At 71.9% G+C, this 18,436-nt stretch carries 17 protein-coding genes; 5 read left to right on the top strand and 12 right to left on the bottom strand.

What is annotated here, in order from left to right:
• Positions 1–14: 14 nt before the first annotated feature.
• Genes ACFVYS_RS29495 through deoC form a run of 3 tightly spaced genes read right to left on the bottom strand, consistent with a single transcriptional unit; the run spans position 15 to position 3,335 of the window.
• The gene (locus tag ACFVYS_RS29495) at positions 15–926 is read right to left on the bottom strand and encodes an aldehyde dehydrogenase family protein (RefSeq protein WP_389506892.1); all 912 of its coding nucleotides are present in this window, start codon (positions 924–926) and stop codon (positions 15–17) included.
• Positions 916–2,367: an aldehyde dehydrogenase family protein gene (locus ACFVYS_RS29490; protein ID WP_171399097.1), complete on the bottom strand. Its 1,452-nt coding sequence runs from the start codon at positions 2,365–2,367 to the stop codon at positions 916–918. The genes ACFVYS_RS29495 and ACFVYS_RS29490 overlap by 11 nt, the downstream gene beginning before the upstream one ends.
• A 5-nt stretch (positions 2,368–2,372) precedes the next feature.
• The gene (gene deoC, locus ACFVYS_RS29485; protein ID WP_389506980.1) at positions 2,373–3,335 is read right to left on the bottom strand and encodes a deoxyribose-phosphate aldolase; all 963 of its coding nucleotides are present in this window, start codon (positions 3,333–3,335) and stop codon (positions 2,373–2,375) included.
• 123 nt (positions 3,336–3,458) lie between these two features.
• Here deoC and ACFVYS_RS29480 point away from each other — a divergent pair, with 123 nt between their 5' ends.
• Positions 3,459–4,175 carry a PH domain-containing protein gene (locus ACFVYS_RS29480; protein ID WP_389506890.1) on the top strand — a complete coding sequence of 239 codons (717 nt, stop codon included), beginning with the start codon at positions 3,459–3,461 and terminating at the stop codon, positions 4,173–4,175.
• Between the two features lie 262 nt (positions 4,176–4,437).
• Positions 4,438–6,153: a hypothetical protein gene (locus ACFVYS_RS29475; RefSeq protein WP_389506888.1), complete on the top strand. Its 1,716-nt coding sequence runs from the start codon at positions 4,438–4,440 to the stop codon at positions 6,151–6,153.
• 352 nt (positions 6,154–6,505) lie between these two features.
• On the opposite strand, the gene ACFVYS_RS29470 is transcribed toward ACFVYS_RS29475, so the two are convergent.
• The 4 genes from ACFVYS_RS29470 to ACFVYS_RS29455 form a co-directional block, all read right to left on the bottom strand.
• On the bottom strand, positions 6,506–8,137 hold the full coding sequence (locus tag ACFVYS_RS29470) for a phospho-sugar mutase (RefSeq protein ID WP_389506886.1): 1,632 nt from the start codon (positions 8,135–8,137) through the stop codon (positions 6,506–6,508).
• Positions 8,138–8,272: 135 nt separating this feature from the next.
• A complete protein-coding gene (locus tag ACFVYS_RS29465) occupies positions 8,273–9,097 on the bottom strand; it encodes a purine-nucleoside phosphorylase (RefSeq protein WP_389506884.1) in 825 nt (274 codons plus the stop codon).
• 98 nt (positions 9,098–9,195) lie between these two features.
• Entirely contained in the window at positions 9,196–9,477 is a 282-nt protein-coding gene (locus tag ACFVYS_RS29460) for a type II toxin-antitoxin system RelE/ParE family toxin (protein WP_389506882.1), read from the bottom strand.
• A 54-nt stretch (positions 9,478–9,531) separates the two neighbouring features.
• Positions 9,532–9,978, bottom strand: a complete 447-nt coding sequence (locus ACFVYS_RS29455; RefSeq protein WP_389506880.1) for a gamma-glutamylcyclotransferase — start codon at positions 9,976–9,978, stop codon at positions 9,532–9,534.
• A gap of 96 nt (positions 9,979–10,074) precedes the next feature.
• Between ACFVYS_RS29455 and ACFVYS_RS29450 the strand changes: the two genes are divergently transcribed.
• Both ACFVYS_RS29450 and ACFVYS_RS29445 read left to right on the top strand, forming a co-directional pair.
• The gene (locus ACFVYS_RS29450; RefSeq protein ID WP_389506878.1) at positions 10,075–11,523 is read left to right on the top strand and encodes an NAD(P)H-quinone dehydrogenase; all 1,449 of its coding nucleotides are present in this window, start codon (positions 10,075–10,077) and stop codon (positions 11,521–11,523) included.
• Between the two features lie 188 nt (positions 11,524–11,711).
• On the top strand, positions 11,712–12,677 hold the full coding sequence (locus ACFVYS_RS29445; RefSeq protein ID WP_389506876.1) for a DeoR/GlpR family DNA-binding transcription regulator: 966 nt from the start codon (positions 11,712–11,714) through the stop codon (positions 12,675–12,677).
• Positions 12,678–12,948: 271 nt separating this feature from the next.
• Here ACFVYS_RS29445 and ACFVYS_RS29440 read toward each other — a convergent pair whose 3' ends face one another.
• Positions 12,949–14,721, bottom strand: a complete 1,773-nt coding sequence (locus ACFVYS_RS29440; RefSeq protein WP_389506874.1) for an acetyl/propionyl/methylcrotonyl-CoA carboxylase subunit alpha — start codon at positions 14,719–14,721, stop codon at positions 12,949–12,951.
• 373 nt (positions 14,722–15,094) lie between these two features.
• On the opposite strand from ACFVYS_RS29440, the gene ACFVYS_RS29435 reads away from it, so the two are divergent.
• On the top strand, positions 15,095–15,589 hold the full coding sequence (locus ACFVYS_RS29435) for a hypothetical protein (RefSeq protein WP_389506873.1): 495 nt from the start codon (positions 15,095–15,097) through the stop codon (positions 15,587–15,589).
• Here the strand turns inward: ACFVYS_RS29435 and ACFVYS_RS29430 are convergent.
• The 4 genes from ACFVYS_RS29430 to ACFVYS_RS29415 form a co-directional block, all read right to left on the bottom strand.
• The gene (locus ACFVYS_RS29430) at positions 15,558–16,163 is read right to left on the bottom strand and encodes a Maf family protein (RefSeq protein WP_389506871.1); all 606 of its coding nucleotides are present in this window, start codon (positions 16,161–16,163) and stop codon (positions 15,558–15,560) included. The genes ACFVYS_RS29435 and ACFVYS_RS29430 overlap by 32 nt on opposite strands.
• A gap of 27 nt (positions 16,164–16,190) precedes the next feature.
• On the bottom strand, positions 16,191–16,319 hold the full coding sequence (gene mmpB / locus ACFVYS_RS29425; protein WP_389506869.1) for a morphogenic membrane protein MmpB: 129 nt from the start codon (positions 16,317–16,319) through the stop codon (positions 16,191–16,193).
• Positions 16,320–16,511: 192 nt separating this feature from the next.
• Complete coding sequence (locus ACFVYS_RS29420; RefSeq protein ID WP_389506867.1) at positions 16,512–16,721, bottom strand: acyl-CoA carboxylase epsilon subunit; 210 nt, start codon at positions 16,719–16,721, stop codon at positions 16,512–16,514.
• Between the two features lie 9 nt (positions 16,722–16,730).
• Positions 16,731–18,344 (bottom strand): acyl-CoA carboxylase subunit beta, encoded by a 1,614-nt coding sequence (locus ACFVYS_RS29415; protein ID WP_389506865.1) that lies wholly within the window; start codon positions 18,342–18,344, stop codon positions 16,731–16,733.
• Between the last annotated feature and the right edge of the window lie 92 nt (positions 18,345–18,436).

Genomic DNA, 18,436 nt, shown 5'->3' with positions numbered 1-18,436 from the left:
GCCCGATGGCCTGCCTAGTACGACGAGCCCGAGGCGCCCAGTGAACCCGTGGGGTGCCAGACCGTCTTCGTCTCCAGGAAGGCCGTCATGCGGTCGATGCCCGGCGTCGCCGACCAGTCGTCCACAGGCTGTGGACGAAGGACGCGCTTCAGGTTGTCGGCCGCCGCGATCTCCAGCTCCTTCGCCAGCACGTCGTCGGCGCCCGCGAGGTCGATCGCGTTGACGTCCTGGTGGGAGGCGAGGGGCGCCGCGATCTCCGCCGTACGGCCGGAGAGGACGTTGACGACCCCGCCGGGCACGTCGGAGGTGGCCAGCACCTCGCCGAGCGACAGCGCCGGGAGCGGCGAGCGCTCGCTCGCGATCACGATCGCCGTGTTGCCGGTCGCGATCACCGGGGCGAGCACCGAGACCAGGCCCAGGAAGGACGACTCCTGCGGGGCCAGGACCGCGACCACGCCCGTCGGTTCGGGCGAGGAGAGGTTGAAGTACGGGCCCGCGACCGGGTTTCCGCCGCCCAGGACCTGGGCGATCTTGTCGGTCCAGCCCGCGTACCAGACCCAGCGGTCGATCGTCGCCTCGACCTGGTCGGCGGCCCTGGACTTCGACAGGCCCTCGGCCTCGGCGACCTCGTGGACGAACTGGCCCTTGCGGCCCTCCAGCATCTCCGCGACGCGATACAGGATCTGACCGCGGTTGTACGCCGTCGCCCCGGACCAGCCGCCGAACGCCTTGCGCGCGGCGACGACCGCGTCACGGGCGTCCTTGCGGGACGACTGCGGTGCGTTGGCCAGCCACTTGCCCTTTGCGTCGGTCACCTCGTACACCCGGCCGCTCTCGGAACGCGGGAACTTCCCGCCGACGTACAGCTTGTAGGTCTTGAAGACGCTGAGTCGCTGCTGCTCGGTCTTGTCGGTCTTATCGGACATCGAGGTACGCCTCCAGGCCGTGGCGGCCGCCCTCGCGGCCGAAGCCCGACTCCTTGTAGCCGCCGAACGGCGACGTCGGGTCGAACTTGTTGAACGTGTTGGACCAGATCACGCCCGCGCGGAGCTTGCTCGCCACCGCGAGGATGCGGGAGCCCTTCTCCGTCCAGATGCCGGCCGACAGGCCGTACGGCGTGTTGTTGGCCTTGGCGACGGCCTCCTCCGGCGTGCGGAAGCTGAGGACCGACAGGACCGGGCCGAAGATCTCGTCGCGGGCGACGGTGTGCGCCTGGGTGACGTTCGTGAAGAGCGTCGGGGCGAACCAGTAGCCGGACGTGGGCAGTTCGCAGGCCGGGGACCAGCGTTCGGCGCCCTCCGCCTCGCCCTGCTCGACAAGCGAGGTGATGCGCGAGAGCTGCTCGGCGGAGTTGATCGCGCCGATGTCGGTGTTCTTGTCGAGCGGATCGCCGAGCCGGAGGGTGGCGAGGCGGCGCTTCAGCGACTCCAGCAGCTCGTCCTGGATCGACTCCTGGACGAGGAGCCGGCTGCCCGCGCAGCAGACCTGGCCCTGGTTGAAGAAGATGCCGCTGACGATGCCCTCGACGGCCTGGTCGATCGGCGCGTCGTCGAAGACGATGTTGGCACCCTTGCCGCCCAGTTCGAGCGTGACCTTCTTGTGCGAGCCCGCGACCTGCCGGGCGATCGCCTTGCCGACGGCGGTGGAGCCGGTGAAGGCGACCTTGTTCACGTCCGGGTGCGCGACCAGCGCGGCACCGGCGTCGCCGTAGCCGGGGAGGATGTTGACGACGCCCTTGGGCAGGCCCGCCTGGCGGCAGATGTCCGCGAAGAACAGGGCGGACAGCGGGGTCGTCTCGGCCGGCTTCAGGACGACCGTGTTGCCGGTGGCGAGCGCCGGGGCGATCTTCCACGCCAGCATCAGGAGGGGGAAGTTCCAGGGGATGACCTGGCCGGCCACACCGAGGGGCCGCGGCGAGGCGCCGAAGCCGGCGTGGTCGAGCTTGTCGGCCCAGCCCGCGTAGTAGAAGAAGTGCGCGGCGACCAGGGGCAGGTCGGCGTCGCGCGTCTCCTTGATCGGCTTGCCGTTGTCCAGCGTCTCCAGGACGGCCAGTTCGCGGCTGCGCTCCTGGATGATCCGGGCGATGCGGAACAGGTACTTGGCGCGCTCGGAGCCCGGCAGCGCGGACCACTTCCCGAAGGCCTTGCGGGCGGCCCGCACGGCACGGTCGACGTCCGCCTCGCCCGCCTGGGCGATCTCGGAGAGGACCTCCTCGGTGGACGGCGAGACGGTCTTGAAGACCTTGCCCTCGGCCGCCTCGGTGAACTCACCGTCGATGAACAGGCCGTAGGAGGGGGCGATGTCGACGACCGAGCGGGACTCGGGGGCCGGAGCGTACTCGAATGCGGATGCAGTCGTGGATGCCATGGTGATCAGTCCACCGTCACGTAGTCGGGGCCGGAGTAGCGGCCGGTGGCCAGCTTCTGACGCTGCATCAGCAGGTCGTTCAGGAGCGAGGAGGCGCCGAAGCGGAACCAGTGGTTGTCCAGCCAGTCCTCGCCCGCGGTCTCGTTGACCAGGACGAGGAACTTGATCGCGTCCTTGGTGGTGCGGATGCCGCCGGCGGGCTTCACGCCGACCTGGACGCCGGTCTGGGCACGGAAGTCGCGCACCGCCTCCAGCATCAGGAGGGTGTTCGCGGGAGTGGCGTTGACGGCGACCTTGCCGGTCGAGGTCTTGATGAAGTCGGCGCCCGCGAGCATGCCGAGCCAGCTCGCCCGGCGGATGTTGTCGTACGTCGACAGCTCGCCCGTCTCGAAGATGACCTTCAGCCGGGCGGCCGTCCCGCACGCCTCGCGCACGGCGGTGATCTCGTCGTACACCTTCAGGTACTTGCCCGCGAGGAACGCCCCGCGGTCGATGACCATGTCGATCTCGTCGGCGCCCGCGGCGACGGCGTCGCGGACGTCCGCGAGCTTCACCTCGAGGGCGGCGCGGCCGGCCGGGAAGGCGGTGGCGACCGAGGCGACCTTGACGCCGGAGCCGGCGACGGCCGCCTTGGCGGTGGCGACCATGTCCGGATACACGCAGACCGCGGCCGTGGTCGGGGTCGAACGGTCGGTCGGGTCGGGGTGGGCCGCCTTCGCGCCGAGCGCCCGGACCTTGCCCGGGGTGTCCGCGCCTTCCAGCGTCGTCAGGTCGACCATCGAGATGGCGAGGTCGATGGCGTACGCCTTCGCGGTCGTCTTGATGGAACGGGTGCCGAGCGCGGCGGCGCGCGCCTCCAGGCCGACCGTGTCGACGCCGGGCAGCCCGTGGAGGAAGCGGCGCAGCGAGCCGTCGGACGCCGTGACGTCCGTGAGTGCGTCGGCTGCGGTAGGTGTATTGGTGGGCATGGTCACCAGACGAGCATATCTACGCGCGTAGCGGCTGTACACCCCGGCGATCGCATCCGTGCTCGCCGTGCACGGCGGGCCTGCGGACGAGCGGGCCGCAGGGCGTCGGGCAGAATCGGAGCCATGACGACCCCGGAAGACCAGTCACCCGCGCCGCAGCCTTCGGCACCCGAGACCAAGGACCGCATCTACCGGTCGCCCGCGGGCATGGCCGGTGGCGTGCTGCTGCTGGGCCTGGTGGGCTGGCTCGGCCTGGACGCGATCATCGTGGGCGACGGGCGCACGCCGTGGCTGGCGCTGGCCGCGCTGATCCTGGTGGTGCCGCTGATCGTCGCCTTCACGCTGCGGCCTGCCGTGTTCGCGGGCCAGGACCGGCTCCGGGTGCGCAATCCGTTCCGGGTGATCGTGCTGCCGTGGGGGCAGGTGGCCTCCCTGCGATCCGGCTACTCCAACGAGGTCGTCGCCGCGTCGGGGAAGAAGTTCCAGCTCTGGTCCATCCCGGTCTCGCTGCGGGCGCGGAAGAAGGCGACCCGGCGCGAGTCGAAGGCGGCGGCGGAGCGGGCCGGGGGCGGCCGGACCGGCGGCCGGGAGGCGGGCCTGAGCGGGCTCGGCGGCCTCACCGGCCTGCGCAGCGGGATGCCTCGTACCGTCGGCCCCGTGGCGGACGGGCCCGTGCGCGCCGAGACCGACCGGGTCATGGACGAGCTGCGGGAGCTGTGGGGGGACCGCGAGAAGGCGGAGACCGCGCAGGGCGAGGTGACCGCGCGCTGGGCCTGGGAGATCCTGGGCCCCGCGGTGGCGGGAGCCGTGGTGCTGGGGATTCTGCTGGCCGTGGGGTGAGGTCGGCGGGGCGTGATCCGGCGGGGCGTGATCCGGCGGGGCGTCGGTTCGGGGGCCGGGGCTTCCTGGGCGACAGCCGGGACCACTCGCCGGCCGGCAGTAGCGGGGCGGGGCGGGCGCAGTAGCGAGCGGGGCGGGGTGGATCGTGATCCGGGCGTTGCCGTGGATCACAGGGTTTTTCGTCATCATCGGCATATGCCCCGGTCGTGACGGCCGCCGTGCGGGGCGGGAGATCTGGTGGCCGGTAGGTCGGGGGAGCGCGATGAGTACGGATTCTGCCGAGGTGCTGCGGCTGCCCGGGGAGGCGATACCCGAGGGGTGCCGGCCCTGGGAGGCCGGGGAGGCGGGGCGCTGGACGCGTGGACTGCCGCCGAGCTGGGTGCCCGTGCGGGCGCGGACGTCCGTGTTCGTGGCGCTGCCGGTGGCGGCCGTGGCCGGTGCCGGACTGCTGCACCGGTCGGGCGGACTGCCCGCCTGGGCTGCCGCGCTGGTCGCCCTGCACCTCGTGTGGCTGGTGCTGCGGCCCGAGGCGGCCCTGGTCCTCGTGCCGTTCGCCGTCGCCGCCGTATCGACGCTCGGGGACTTCGCCTCGCCCGTCCGGCTGGGGCTGACGGCCGTGCTCGTGGGCGTCTGGGTGGCCGTGGGCCTGCGGCTGGCCGCGCGGAAGCGGCAACGGGCGGCGGGGCTGGAGGCCGCCGGCGGAGTGACCGCCGAGGTGCCCCGGGCCCCCTGGGCCCTGGGCAGGCGGTCGGAGCGGGGCACGTTCCTGCTGTGGTCCGGGCTCGTCACGGTCGTCGCCGGAGGCGCCCTGTACGCCACCGCGGGCCTCTGGGACCTGGCCGAGGACCGGCAGGTGGTCCCGGCGGCCGGCTGGTGCCTCGCCGGGCTCGGCCTCACCATGCTGCTCTCGGCGGCGCCGGCCCGCCGCCGGGCCGTCGGTCTGCGCCGGGCGCCCGCCCCGGTGCTGCGCGTGCTCGTGCGGGAGAACGGCGACGTCGAGACCGAGGTCTTCGCCGCCGACGACCTCGCCGCGCTGCGACCCCTGTTCACGGTCTTCACCATGGAGCTCGACGGGGGCGCGGACGACGACGAGGACGAGACCGAGGACGAGACCGAGGACGAGACCGAGGACCAGACCGAGGACGACGCTGACGACGAGAGCCTTCGGGAGCTGATCTCGCGGATCGACGACGAGCGCGCCGGGCCGCTGCGCGAGGCCGTTCTGTACGGGACCCCTTACGACGGCGCCGAGGTCGTGTTCCTCGCCGCCGCCGACAAGGCCGGTGAGCCGCCCGTGGTGGAGGCGTCCGTGGGGCCCGTGCGGCCGGTGACGGCCCTCGCGTACCGGTGGCGGGCCAGGACCGAGCGGGGGAAGGCCCTCCGGCAGGCCCGGCTGGAGGAGCTGCGCGGGGCCGCCGCCGCGGTCGTCGTCGCCGAGCGGACCGGCCGGAAGGCCGCCGCCGGGGTACGGAAGTGGCGTGCCGGGTGGGCCGACTGGATCGCCGTCGGGCTGGTGCTGCTGTTCCTCCCGCTCTACTGGGAGGACTCCGGGTGGTGGAGGTACGGCTACGGTCTGGTCACCACGCTGCTCGCCGCCCTGCTGCTGCCGCGCCGCGTCGCGTGGCGGATCACCGCCGACCACGAGGGCCTGTGGTTCAACGGTCTGAGCGGCACCCGGCACCTCGCCTGGGACCACATCCGGGCCGCGGAGTGCGAGGGGGCGCGGCTGCGGATCCTCGGCACGCCGGCCTCGTTCGAGGAGTGGCGGGTGGCCTCGCCGCGCTGGCCGTGGCTGGAGAGCAGGCTCGGCGTGCTGCACCCGTACCAGCGGACGGCCGCCGAGATCACCGCGATGTGGCGGGACCCGGCGACCCGCCCGGACGCCCCGGCCGACGAGCGGCAACGAGGGCGTGCGCTGTGGCCGCTCGGGATCGTCCTCGGGGTCGTGGGCGCGGCGGCGGTGGTCCTCCTCCCCTGACGCCCGCCCGGCCCGTCGGGGGTCCGCCCCACGGGTGCTCCTGCGGGGCTCGTGCGGGGCTCTCCACCGTCCGGGTCGCCGACCGGCTCGACGAGGACGGCGGCGGCGACACCTCCGGTCGGGGATCGACCGAGGTGCGGGCCCGCCGGGTCCGCGGGCCCGGCGGGCCGGTGTTCCGCAGGGCGCGCCCGCGCCTGAGGAGCCGGCAGAGGTCGCGCGGCTCACCGGATGTGCGCGGTTCGTACGGCCGCAGTGCCGCGCGTCCGAGCCCCTCGCGGGCTTGCCGCGCGTATGGGGACGCGCGGTCTCCCACCAGGTTCGTGCGGCCGGGTCTCCGGGGTGGTTTCCGAGGTCAGATGCCGGCCGCCGCCGACAGGTCCCGCTTGATCGCGGTGAGCAGGCCGTCGGCCGTGGCGCGGGCCGCCTGGAGGTCGGCGTGGGTGGCGGCCGGGACCACGACCTCCAGGTAGCACTTCAGCTTCGGTTCGGTGCCGCTGGGGCGGACGACGACCCGGGCGCCGTCCAGCGTGTAGCGCAGGCCGTCGGTGGGGGGCAGCCTGTCCGTGCCCAGGGTGAGGTCCTCGGCCCGGGTGATGGCCAGGCCCGCGAGGGAGGTCGGGGGCTGCTCGCGGAGGCGCTTCATCGCGCGGGCGATGAGCGAGAGGTCCTGGACGCGCACCGAGAGCTGGTCGGTGGCGTGCAGACCGTGCTCCACGGCGAGGTCGTCGAGCAGGTCGAGGAGGGTACGGCCCTCGGCCTTGAGGGTGGAGGCGAGCTCGGTGATGAGCAGGGCGGCGGTGATGCCGTCCTTGTCGCGTACGCCCTCGGGGTCGACGCAGTAGCCGAGGGCCTCCTCGTAGCCGTAGCGCAGGCCGTCGACGCGGGCGATCCACTTGAAGCCGGTGAGGGTCTCCTCGTAGGGCAGGCCCGCCTTCTCGGCGATACGGCCGAGGAGGGAGGAGGACACGATCGACTCGGCGAACGTGCCCCGCGCGCCGCGCCGCACGAGGTGCTCGGCGAGGAGCGAGCCGACCTCGTCGCCCCGCAGCATGCGCCAGTCGCCCTCGTGGGGCACGGCCACGGCGCAGCGGTCGGCGTCCGGGTCGTTGGCGATGATCAGGTCGGGGCCGGTCTCGCGGGCCCTGGCGAAGGCCAGGTCCATGGCGCCGGGCTCTTCCGGGTTGGGGAAGGCGACGGTCGGGAAGTCCGGGTCGGGTTCGGCCTGCTCGGCGACGAGGACGGGCTCGGGGAAGCCCGCGCGGGCGAAGGCGGCCAGCAGGACGTCCTTGCCGACGCCGTGCATCGCCGTGTACACCGTGCGGGCCGTGCGGGGGGAGTCCGCGGCGAGGACGGCGTCCGTACGGGCCAGATAGGCGTCGAGGACGCCGTCGTCGAGGGTCTGCCAGCCGGCCTCCGGGCGCGGAACGTCCTTCAGGGCGGCGATCGCGTCGATCTCGGCCGCGATCCCGGCGTCGGCGGGCGGCACGATCTGCGAGCCGTCCCCCAGGTACACCTTGTAGCCGTTGTCGCGCGGCGGGTTGTGGCTGGCGGTGACCTCCACACCGGCGACCGCGCCCAGGTGCCTTATGGCGAAGGCGAGGACGGGGGTGGGGAGAGGACGGGGGAGCACGGCCGCGCGGAAGCCGGCGCCCGTCATCACGGCCGCGGTGTCGCGGGCGAAGTCCTCCGACTTGTGACGGGCGTCGTAGCCGATGACGACGACGCCGCCGGTCCCGCCGTTCTTCGTGAGGTACGCGGCGAGGCCGGCCGCGGCCCGGATCACGACGGCGCGGTTCATCCGCATGGGCCCGGCCCCGAGCTCACCGCGGAGCCCCGCCGTACCGAACTGGAGGGTGCCGCCGAAGCGCTCGGCGAGCTCGCCGACGTCTGCGGCCTCGATGAGCGCGGCGAGCTCGTCGCGGGTCTCCGGGTCGGGGTCCTCCGCGAGCCAGCTCTGGGCGCGGGCGAGGAGATCGTCGTGCACGGGGGGTCACCCTCCGGTTGCTTGTCGGCGCCGGCAGAGGTCACTCAGCCCGTCCGGCGTTTGAGGACGAGGCCCCTTCAGGGCCGAAGCGGGGGTCTGGGGGCGGTAGGCCCCCAGTCACCTGCGGAACCGCTTCTACAGCCTGCCCAGCACCTGCGCCAGCAGCGAGCCCATGCGGGTCGCCGAGTCGCGGCCCGCCTGGAGGACCTCCTCGTGGTTCAGCGGCTCGCCGGTCATGCCGGCGGCGAGGTTGGTCACGAGGGAGATGCCGAGCACCTCGGCCCCGGCCTCACGGGCCGCGATGGCCTCCAGCACGGTCGACATGCCCACCAGGTCCGCGCCGATGGTGCGGGCCATCCGGATCTCGGCCGGCGTCTCGTAGTGCGGGCCCGGGAACTGGGCGTAGACGCCCTCCTCCAGCGTGGCGTCGATCTCCTTGCAGAGGGTGCGCAGCCGCGGGGAGTACAGGTCCGTGAGGTCCACGAAGTTCGCGCCGACGATGGGGGACGTCGCCGTGAGGTTGATGTGGTCGCTGATCAGTACCGGCTGCCCGGGGCGCATGCCCTCGCGCAGGCCGCCGCAGCCGTTCGTCAGCACGATCGTCTTGCAGCCGGCCGCCACCGCCGTACGGACCCCGTGGGCGACGGCGGCGACGCCGCGGCCCTCGTAGTAGTGGGTGCGGCCCAGGTAGACCAGCGCCCGCTTCGCTCCGATCTGGTACGAGCGGATCTTCCCGCCGTGGCCCTCGACCGCGGGCGGCGGGAAACCGGGCAGCTCGGTGACCTGGAACTCGGCGTCGGGAGCGCCCAGGGCGTCCACGGCCGGTGCCCAGCCGGAGCCCATCACGAGGGCGACGTCGTGGGTCTCGGCGCCGGTCAGTTCGCGCAGGCGTGCGGCGGCGGCGTCGGCCGCGGCGTGCGGGTCGCCCTGGATGTCGTCCGGGAGAAGAGATGCGTTCACGCGATGAGGGTAGCCGGTTCCGGCCTACGCGCGTAGATGACAGAGCCCACGGGATGGCGATCGTTGTCTTGTCGTTTCCAACGAGAGGGCCGGAGTGCTCACTCGCCCGTGACGAAGATGTCCTTGTCGTTGAAGACCTCGACGATGAAGATCAGCAGCCTGCCGACGCTGACCGTGTACTCGATGAGGGTGCTCTGGGTCAGCCGGATCGTCCGGTCGTCCCCGGTGGAGCTTATGGGCCGGGACAGGTCGGGAAACGGATCCGCAGCGAGCATCATGATGCCCTTCTCGAACGCCGCCCGCTGCTGTTCATCCAGCCGGTCGCGCGCCGCTGCCGCCTGCTCCGTGTAGAAGACGGTGTACGCAGTCCTGCCGCTCATCGCGCCCTCCCGTTCGTGTGCTGTGATGCCCACCGAGTCTAGAGTCGGCCGCGCTCAGCAAGGCCTCTTGCGCAGCTCCATCACGTAATCGTGTGGCGCTCCGGCGGATTCGGCGGCGTCGGCGATCTCCCCGAGATAGCGCGCCGCGGGCAGGCCGCCCTCGTAGCCGTTCAGTACGAACATCCAGGCGGACTCCTCCCCGTCCATGGTCTGCACCCGCACCCGGGCGCGCCGGTAGATGCCGAGGCTCACGCCCTCCCAGCGGTCCAGGGAGTCCTCGTCCATGGGGGCGACGTCGTACAGCGCGACGAAGACCTGCGCGCCGGGGTCCGAGGGATCCTCGACGACCGTCGCCAGCGCGCCCTCCCAGCCCAGCTGTTCGCCGCCGAACGTCAGCCGCCACCCGTTCAGCCAGCCGGTGGCGCGCAGGGGAGAGTGGGGAGCGCGGCGGGTCATCAGCCGCGCGTCGAGGTTGCCGGCGTACGCGGCGTAGAGCGACATGCAAGGAGAGTACGGCAGCCCGCGCACGCGTCACTCTCGTAACGGTGGCGCCCCCGCGGCCCCCCGGGGCAGTACCACCGGCCCCCGTGCGGGACAATGGAGTACGTGACTCGGATCGTGATCATCGGTGGCGGACCCGGCGGCTATGAGGCAGCGCTGGTGGCCGCGCAGCTCGGCGCGGAGGTGACCGTCGTCGATTGCGACGGTCTGGGCGGAGCGTCGGTGCTGACCGACTGCGTGCCGTCGAAGACCCTGATCGCCACGGCCGAGGTGATGACCACCTTCGACTCCTCGTACGAGGAGCTGGGGATCATCGTCGCCGACGACACCCCGCCGCTGGAGCAGGCCGCCCGGGTCGTCGGGGTGGACCTCGGCAAGGTCAACCGCCGGGTGAAGCGGCTCGCGCTCGCCCAGTCGCACGACATCACCGCCTCCGTCACCCGGGCCGGCGCGCGCGTGCTGCGCGGGCGCGGCCGGCTGGAGGGCATGCAGGCCCTCGACGGCTCGCGCAAGGTCGTCGTCAGCGCCGCCGACGGCACCGAGGAGACCCTCACCGCCGACGCCGTCCTGCTCGCCACCGGCGCCCACCCGCGCGAGCTGCCGGACGCCCAGCCCGACGGCGAGCGCATTCTGAACTGGACCCAGGTCTACGACCTCGGCGAGCTCCCCGAGGAGCTCATCGTGGTCGGTTCGGGTGTGACCGGCGCGGAGTTCGCCGGCGCCTACCAGGCCCTCGGCTCCAAGGTCACCCTCGTGTCCTCGCGCGACCGCGTCCTGCCCGGCGAGGACCCGGACGCCGCCGCCGTCCTCGAGGACGTCTTCCGGCGCCGCGGCATGAACGTCATGGCCCGCTCGCGCGCCGAGTCCGCCAAGCGGGTCGGCGACCGGGTCGAGGTCACCCTGTCCGACGGCCGGGTCATCACCGGCACGCACTGCCTGATGGCGGTCGGTGCCATCCCCAACAGCGAGGGGATGGGCCTGGAGGAGGCGGGCGTCAAGGTCCGCGAGTCGGGTCACATCTGGACCGACAAGGTCTCCCGGACCACCGCCCCCGGTGTGTACGCGGCCGGTGACGTGACCGGGATCTTCGCCCTGGCCTCCGTCGCCGCCATGCAGGGCCGGATCGCCATGTACCACTTCCTCGGCGACGCGGTGGCCCCGCTCAACCTCAAGACCGTCTCCTCGAACGTCTTCACCGACCCCGAGATCGCCACCGTCGGCTACAGCCAGGCTGACGTGGACGGGGGCAAGATCGACGCCCGGGTCGTCAAGCTGCCGCTGCTGCGCAACCCGCGCGCCAAGATGCAGGGCATCCGCGACGGCTTCGTCAAGATCTTCTGCCGCCCCGGCACCGGGATCGTCGTCGGCGGTGTGGTCGTGGCGCCGCGCGCCTCGGAACTCATCCACCCGATCTCGATCGCCGTCGACAACAACCTGACGGTCGAACAGATCGCGAACGCGTTCACCGTGTACCCGTCTCTTTCCGGGTCGATCGCGGAAGTGGCGCGACAGCTGCACACCCGCAAGACGGCGGACGAGGGCTGACGGCCGGTTTCGACTCCCCGCTGGTCACGGGGAGTTGACGGCGCGTCGTCGCCGGGTTGCCGGACATCCGGGATGCATAGGCGCCGGAACAGGGCCCTATACCACTCCCCGTGCCCCTGTGCGAACAACTTCTACTATTCGGCGCAAAGAGCTGAAAGCAGACGGTCGTCCGCGTTACTGTCAGTTTCGTGTTCGCTGCAGAACGTCGTCAATTGATCCTCGAAATGGTGCGAGCGAACGGGGCCGTGTCGCTCCGTGAACTCGCCCGCGTCGTCCAGACCTCCGAAGTGACCGTACGGCGGGACGTGCGCGCACTGGAGGCAGAAGGACTCCTCGACCGCCGGCATGGCGGTGCGGTATTGCCGGGTGGGTTCACGCGAGAATCCGGCTTTCCGCAGAAATCCCATCTCGCGACCGCCGAAAAGACCGCCATCGCGGATCTCGCCGCCAACTTCGTCGAAGAGGGCGAGGCCATCGTGGTCGGGGCGGGCACCACGACACAGGAGCTGGCCCGCCGGCTCGCCCGGGTGCCCGGACTGACCGTCGTCACCAACTCCCTGCTCGTCGCCCAGGCGTTGGCCCATGCCAACCGGGTCGAGGTCGTGATGACCGGCGGCACCCTGCGCGGCTCCAACTACGCCCTCGTGGGGAGCGGCGCCGAGCAGTCCCTCCAGGGACTCAGGGTGTCGCGGGCCTTCATCTCCGGGAGCGGACTGACCGCGGAGCGCGGGCTGTCCACGTCCAACATGCTGTCGGCGTCCGTCGACCGGGCACTGGTGCAGGCGGCCGCCGAGGTCGTCGTCCTCGCCGATCACACCAAGCTCGGCACGGACACGATGTTCCAGACCGTGCCGACGGACGTCATCACCCGGCTGGTGACCGACGAGCCGCCCGCGCACGACGACCGTGCGGCCACCGAGCTCCAGGCTCTGGCGGACCAGGGGGTGCAGATCGCCGTGGCCGGGGCGTCGGGGAGCCCGGGGGGTGATGCGGTCCCGGCGCGCCATCAGCAGCAGCGTCGGGACGTGCCGTTGCCGGCTCCGCGGCGGGGGCAGGTGCCGGGCGCGGCCGCGGGGCTGCGGGCGGCCTCGATGCTGGGTGAGCAGGCCCCTGGCGGGGAGCGGGCCAGGGTCGCCGACATGCGTCGCCGTTGACCTCGGGCGGTCGTCGGCGCCGGGTGACCCGGGGGCTCCGCCCCCAGACCCCCGTTCGGTCCTGAACGGGCCTCGTCCTCAAACTCCCCCAGAGGGGGACCCCCAGACGGGCTGGAATGTCCGGGCGGGTCGGATGGCTCCGGCAGGCCGGGGCCCGGGTGGGGCGGCCGGGTTCGGGAATCCGGGCCCGAGAGCCGGATGGGCCGGCCGGGTGGTGAAACGCGGCGAGGCGCCCGGGGAGCGGGCGCCTCGACACGGGTGACCGGTGGGGTCAGTCCTTGATCTCGCAGATCGCCGCGCCCGAGGTGATCGACGCGCCGACCTCCGCGGCCAGGGCCTTGACGGTGCCGGAGCGGTGCGCGTTGAGCGGCTGCTCCATCTTCATCGCTTCGAGGACGACGATCAGGTCGCCCTCCTTGACCTCCTGGCCCTCCTCGACGGCCACCTTCACGATGGTGCCCTGCATCGGGGAGGCAAGGGTGTCGCCGGAGGCCATGGGGCCGGACTTCTTGGCCGCGCGGCGCTTGGGCTTGGCGCCCGCCGCGAGGCCCGTGCGGGCCAGGCTCATGCCGAGCGAGGACGGGAGGGAGACCTCCAGACGCTTGCCGCCGACCTCGACGACGATCGTCTCGCGGTCCGTCTCGTCCTCGGCGTCGGTGTCGGCCGGGGCCGAGAACGCCGGGATCTCGTTGACGAACTCGGTCTCGATCCAGCGGGTGTGGACCGTGAACGGGTCCTGGCTGCCGGTGAGCTCCGGCGCGAACGCCGGGTCCCTGACCACCGCGCGGTGGAACGGGATGGCCGTGGCCATGCCCTCGACCTGGAACTCCTCCAGGGCCCGGGCGGCCCGCTGGAGCGCCTGCTCACGGGTGGCACCGGTGACGATCAGCTTCGCGAGGAGCGAGTCCCACGCCGGGCCGATCACACTGCCGGACTCGACGCCCGCGTCCAGCCGCACGCCCGGACCGGACGGCGCGGCGAACGTGGTGACCGTGCCGGGGGCCGGCAGGAAGCCCCGGCCCGGGTCCTCGCCGTTGATACGGAACTCGAACGAGTGACCCCGCAGCTCCGGGTCGCCGTAGCCGAGCTCCTCGCCGTCGGCGATCCGGAACATCTCGCGCACCAGGTCGATGCCCGCGACCTCCTCGGTCACCGGGTGCTCGACCTGGAGACGGGTGTTGACCTCCAGGAAGGAGATCGTGCCGTCGACACCGACGAGGAACTCGACGGTGCCCGCGCCGACGTAGCCGGCCTCCTTCAGGATGGCCTTCGAGGAGGAGTACAGCTCGGCGACCTGCGCCTCGGAGAGGAACGGTGCCGGGGCCTCCTCGACCAGCTTCTGGTGGCGGCGCTGGAGCGAGCAGTCACGGGTCGACACGACGACCACGTTGCCGTGGCTGTCGGCCAGGCACTGCGTCTCCACGTGCCGCGGCTTGTCCAGGTACCGCTCGACGAAGCACTCGCCCCGGCCGAAGGCCGCGACCGCCTCGCGGACGGCCGAGTCGTACAGCTCGGGGACTTCTTCCAGCGTCCGGGCGACCTTCAGACCGCGACCGCCGCCGCCGAAGGCGGCCTTGATCGCGATCGGCAGGCCGTGCTCCTCGGCGAACGCGACGACCTCGTCGGCGCCGGAGACCGGGTCGGGTGTACCGGCGACCAGGGGCGCGCCGGCCCGCTGGGCGATGTGCCGGGCGGCGACCTTGTCGCCGAGGTCACGGATGGCCTGCGGGGGCGGGCCGATCCAGATCAGGCCCGCGTCCAGGACCGCCTGCGCGAAGTCGGCGTTCTCCGAGAGGAAGCCGTAGCCGGGATGAACGGCGTCGGCCTCGGACTCCCGTGCCGCGTTCAGCACCTTCTCGATATCGAGATAGCTGGTCGCAGGAGAGTCACCGCCCAGGGCGAACGCCTCATCCGCTGCGCGGACATGCAGAGCGTCCCGGTCCGGGTCGGCGTACACGGCCACGCTCGCGATACCGGCATCCCGGCACGCCCGGGCCACGCGGACTGCGATTTCGCCACGGTTGGCGATGAGCACCTTGCGCACGATTGAGGCTCCCTCCTTGAAACAAGCCGAGTTTAGGGACTGCCGACACGACTCATCGACCCGTCCCCAAAGGTGAGCTTGCCCACACGGAGCGTGATGCCAGGCTCACTCGACCGCGAAATCCCTTGTAGTACCGCCGTACGCAGCACTCCTCCGGCAAACCCTAGCCCTCTGATGTGGCCAAGGTCTCTGTGAGCACGTGCTGCGGCACACTCCGTTTCTTTGTGGAGTCCCTACGAATGGCCCAACGATTCTTTGCCGCGCGCAGAACCCTTGTCCCGCGGTTTACCCGTTAGTAGCGTTCAGGATGTTCCGAACGTACTTCAGGTAACAGCACCCTTGCTCGGGTCGGGGTCGAAAGTGGGTGGGACCGGTGGTGCGCAGACCGGTGGCGTGGATCGTGGCGGTCGTGCTCTTCGCGGAGGCGCTCGGCGTCGCCGCGTTGAACTGGTTCATGGGCGTCGTGGTGGACCGGCAGGACATGTCCCTGGCCGGAATGGACCCGGACGTCATGTCGACGTCCTCGAAGGTCGGCGGGATCCTCTTCGGCCTCTACTTCGGCCTGTGCGCCCTGGTGGCCCTGCTGGTGGCGCTGCGCGACCGCGCGCCCGCCGGGGTCGGCCGGGTGCTGCTGATCAGCGCCGCGGTCGTGCACGGCCTGCTGGGCGCCTTCGCGTGGGGTCTGCTGGGCTGGACGCAGTTCCTGTTCATGGTGGTCGTCCTCGCCCTGATCGTGCTGCTCCTGATGACGTACGACGCCAAGGAGCGGCCCGTGGCCCGGCAGCCGCAGGACAGCAAGGGCGGCGGTGGGGCCCCACCGGTCGCGCCCGCGCCGGTCACGCCTCCGGCGGCGCCCACAACTCCGTGATCCCGACGCCCAGTTGCGCCAGCAGCCGGCGCACGAGGGGCAGGCTGATGCCGATGACGTTGCCGTGGTCGCCGTCGATGCCCTCGATGAACGGGGCCGAGCGGCCGTCGAGCGTGAACGCCCCGGCGACGTAGAGGGGTTCGCCCGAGGCGACGTACGCCGCGATCTCCTCGTCGGTCGGCTCGCCGAAGCGGACGACGGTGGAGGCGGTCGCGGAGGTGTAGCGACCGCTGAGCGTGTCGTAGACGCAGTGGCCGGTCTGGAGCGTCCCGGCCCGGCCGCGCATCGCCTGCCAGCGCGCGGTGGCCTCCGCAGCGTCCGCGGGCTTGCCCAGCGCCTCGCCGTCCAGGTCGAGGACCGAGTCGCAGCCGATCACCAGGGCCCCCTTGACCTCGGGCTTCGCGGCCACGACGGAGGCCTTCGCCTCGGCGAGCGCGAGCGCCAGGTCGGCCGGGGTGGGGGCGGTGACGGCGTCCTCGTCGACCCCGCTCACGATCACCTCGGGGGCGAGACCGGCCTGGCGCAGCAGGTTCAGCCGGGCGGGGGACTGGGAGGCGAGGACGAGTCGGCGCATGTGATCAGCCTAGCGGCGTGGCGCGCTCTATCTGAGCCCCAGCACGATCATCGCTATCACCATGGCCAGTGCGAGGAAGAGGCCGAGTCTCCGCAGGCTCTCCTGCACCTCGCGGAGTTCCTCGGGGGGCTCGTTCTCGGGGTCGGACCACAGCATGCCACCAGCGTGCGGCCTGGCGGGTTGACGGCGCCTGAGTACCCGTACTCAAGTTGTGGGCCCGCGGTCGTTCACCGGATGTTCGGTCGTCGTTCGGCTGCGGGCCGGTGGGGGCTTGTCGCGCCCGCGCGGCGGGGCCGCATGTCGATGCGGCCCCGCCCCCCCTGAAAGCAACAGACAGCCGGGGCGCGCTCAGCTCGGCCAGTAGGTGCGGGTCCAGGTCGCCTGGCCCGGCTGGGGCAGCCGGTGGGCCGCGATGCGGGCCGGGTCGGACCATGCGTCCCGCGGGGTGTCCGCGCCGGACGGTGCGGCCGCTGCCGCCGCGGCGCGGGCCCGGACCACCGCCAGGGCGGCGGCGAGCTCCTCGGGGGTCGGGTTGCCCCGTACGACCTTGATCGTCACAGCGGCTCCTTAGAGGGGGATGTTGCCGTGCTTCTTCGGCGGGAGGGATTCCCGCTTGGTGCGCAGTTGACGCAGGCCCCGCACGATGTGCCGACGGGTCTCGGACGGCATGATCACCGAGTCGACGTAACCCCGCTCGGCCGCGACGTACGGGTTGAGGAGGGCGTCCTCGTACTCCCGGATCAGCCGGGCCCGCACCGCCTCCAGATCCTCGCCGCTCGCCGCCGCCTCCGCGATCGTGCGGCGGTGCAGGATGTTGACCGCGCCCTGGGCGCCCATCACGGCGATCTGAGCGGTCGGCCAGGCCAGGTTGAGGTCCGCGCCCAGGTGCTTGGAGCCCATGACGTCGTAGGCGCCGCCGAAGGCCTTGCGGGTGATCACCGTGATGAGCGGGACGGTGGCCTCGGCGTAGGCGTAGATCAGCTTGGCGCCGCGGCGGATGATGCCGTCGTGCTCCTGGTCGACGCCGGGCAGGAAGCCGGGCACGTCCACGAAGGTGATGACCGGGATGTTGAAGGCGTCGCAGGTGCGGACGAAGCGGGCCGCCTTCTCCGAGGCCGTGATGTCCAGGCAGCCCGCGAACTGCATCGGCTGGTTGGCGACGATGCCGACCGGGTGGCCCTCGACCCGGCCGTAGCCGGTGAGGATGTTCGGCGCGAACAGCGCCTGCGTCTCGAAGAACTCGGCGTCGTCCAGCACGTGTTCGATCACCGTGTGCATGTCGTACGGCTGGTTGGCGCTGTCCGGGACGATGGAGTCCAGCTCCAGGTCCTCGTCGGTGACGGACAGGTCCGCCTCCTCCGGGAACACCGGGGCCTCGGAGAGGTTGTTGGACGGCAGGTACGACAGCAGCTGCTTGACGTACTCGATGGCGTCCTTCTCGTCGCCGGCCATGTGGTGCGCCACGCCCGACACCGCGTTGTGGGTGCGCGCGCCGCCCAGCTCCTCGAAGCCGACGTCCTCGCCGGTGACCGTCTTGATGACGTCAGGACCGGTGATGAACATGTGCGAGGTCTGGTCCACCATCACCGTGAAGTCGGTGATCGCGGGCGAGTACACCGCGCCGCCCGCGCACGGGCCGACGACCAGGCTGATCTGCGGGATCACACCGGACGCGTGCGTGTTGCGGCGGAAGATCTCGCCGTACGCGCCCAGGGACGCGACACCCTCCTGGATACGGGCGCCGCCGGAGTCGTTGATGCCGATGACCGGGCAGCCGGTCTTCAGCGCGAAGTCCATGACCTTGACGATCTTCTGGCCGTAGACCTCGCCGAGGGCGCCGCCGAAGACCGTGAAGTCCTGGGAGAAGACGGCGACCGGGCGGCCGTCGACCGTGCCGTACCCGGTGACGACGCCGTCTCCGTACGGGCGGTTGTTCTCCAGGCCGAAGTTGGTGGAGCGGTGTCGGGCGAACTCGTCCAACTCGACGAAGGAACCCTCGTCGAGGAGCAACTCGATTCGCTCACGGGCCGTCAACTTGCCCTTCGCGTGCTGCTTCTCGACGGCACGCTCCGAACCGGCGTGCGTCGCTTCCTGGATGCGGCGCTGGAGATCCGCGAGCTTGCCCGCGGTGGTGTGGACGTCGATCCCTGGGATCTCGTGGCGCTCTTCCGGCTCGGACATCGGGATGTGGCTCCCTGCCTGCTCAAAAGGGGGGACGGTTACTCATCCGTAGAGTAGTGCTGGCCCTGGGGATCGGCAGTGCGGCATTCAAC

Source organism: Streptomyces sp. NPDC058295 (assembly GCF_042880655.1).
Taxonomy (GTDB): Bacteria; Actinomycetota; Actinomycetes; order Streptomycetales; family Streptomycetaceae; genus Streptomyces; species Streptomyces coriariae.
Note: the sequence above shows the minus strand (reverse complement) of the source record. Positions and strands in the feature narration are given on the sequence as shown.

Excerpts from the sequence above, each read along its gene's own strand:
- ACFVYS_RS29495 (WP_389506892.1), bottom strand. The coding sequence starts at position 926 with ATGTCCGATAAGACCGACAAGACCGAGCAGCAGCGACTCAGCGTCTTC.
- ACFVYS_RS29490 (WP_171399097.1), bottom strand. The coding sequence starts at position 2,367 with ATGGCATCCACGACTGCATCCGCATTCGAGTACGCTCCGGCCCCCGAG.
- deoC (WP_389506980.1), bottom strand. The coding sequence starts at position 3,335 with ATGCCCACCAATACACCTACCGCAGCCGACGCACTCACGGACGTCACG.
- ACFVYS_RS29480 (WP_389506890.1), top strand. The coding sequence starts at position 3,459 with ATGACGACCCCGGAAGACCAGTCACCCGCGCCGCAGCCTTCGGCACCC.
- ACFVYS_RS29475 (WP_389506888.1), top strand. The coding sequence starts at position 4,438 with ATGAGTACGGATTCTGCCGAGGTGCTGCGGCTGCCCGGGGAGGCGATA.
- ACFVYS_RS29460 (WP_389506882.1), bottom strand. The coding sequence starts at position 9,477 with ATGAGCGGCAGGACTGCGTACACCGTCTTCTACACGGAGCAGGCGGCA.
- ACFVYS_RS29455 (WP_389506880.1), bottom strand. The coding sequence starts at position 9,978 with ATGTCGCTCTACGCCGCGTACGCCGGCAACCTCGACGCGCGGCTGATG.
- ACFVYS_RS29450 (WP_389506878.1), top strand. The coding sequence starts at position 10,075 with ATGGAGTACGTGACTCGGATCGTGATCATCGGTGGCGGACCCGGCGGC.
- ACFVYS_RS29430 (WP_389506871.1), bottom strand. The coding sequence starts at position 16,163 with ATGCGCCGACTCGTCCTCGCCTCCCAGTCCCCCGCCCGGCTGAACCTG.
- mmpB (WP_389506869.1), bottom strand. The coding sequence starts at position 16,319 with ATGCTGTGGTCCGACCCCGAGAACGAGCCCCCCGAGGAACTCCGCGAG.
- ACFVYS_RS29415 (WP_389506865.1), bottom strand. The coding sequence starts at position 18,344 with ATGTCCGAGCCGGAAGAGCGCCACGAGATCCCAGGGATCGACGTCCAC.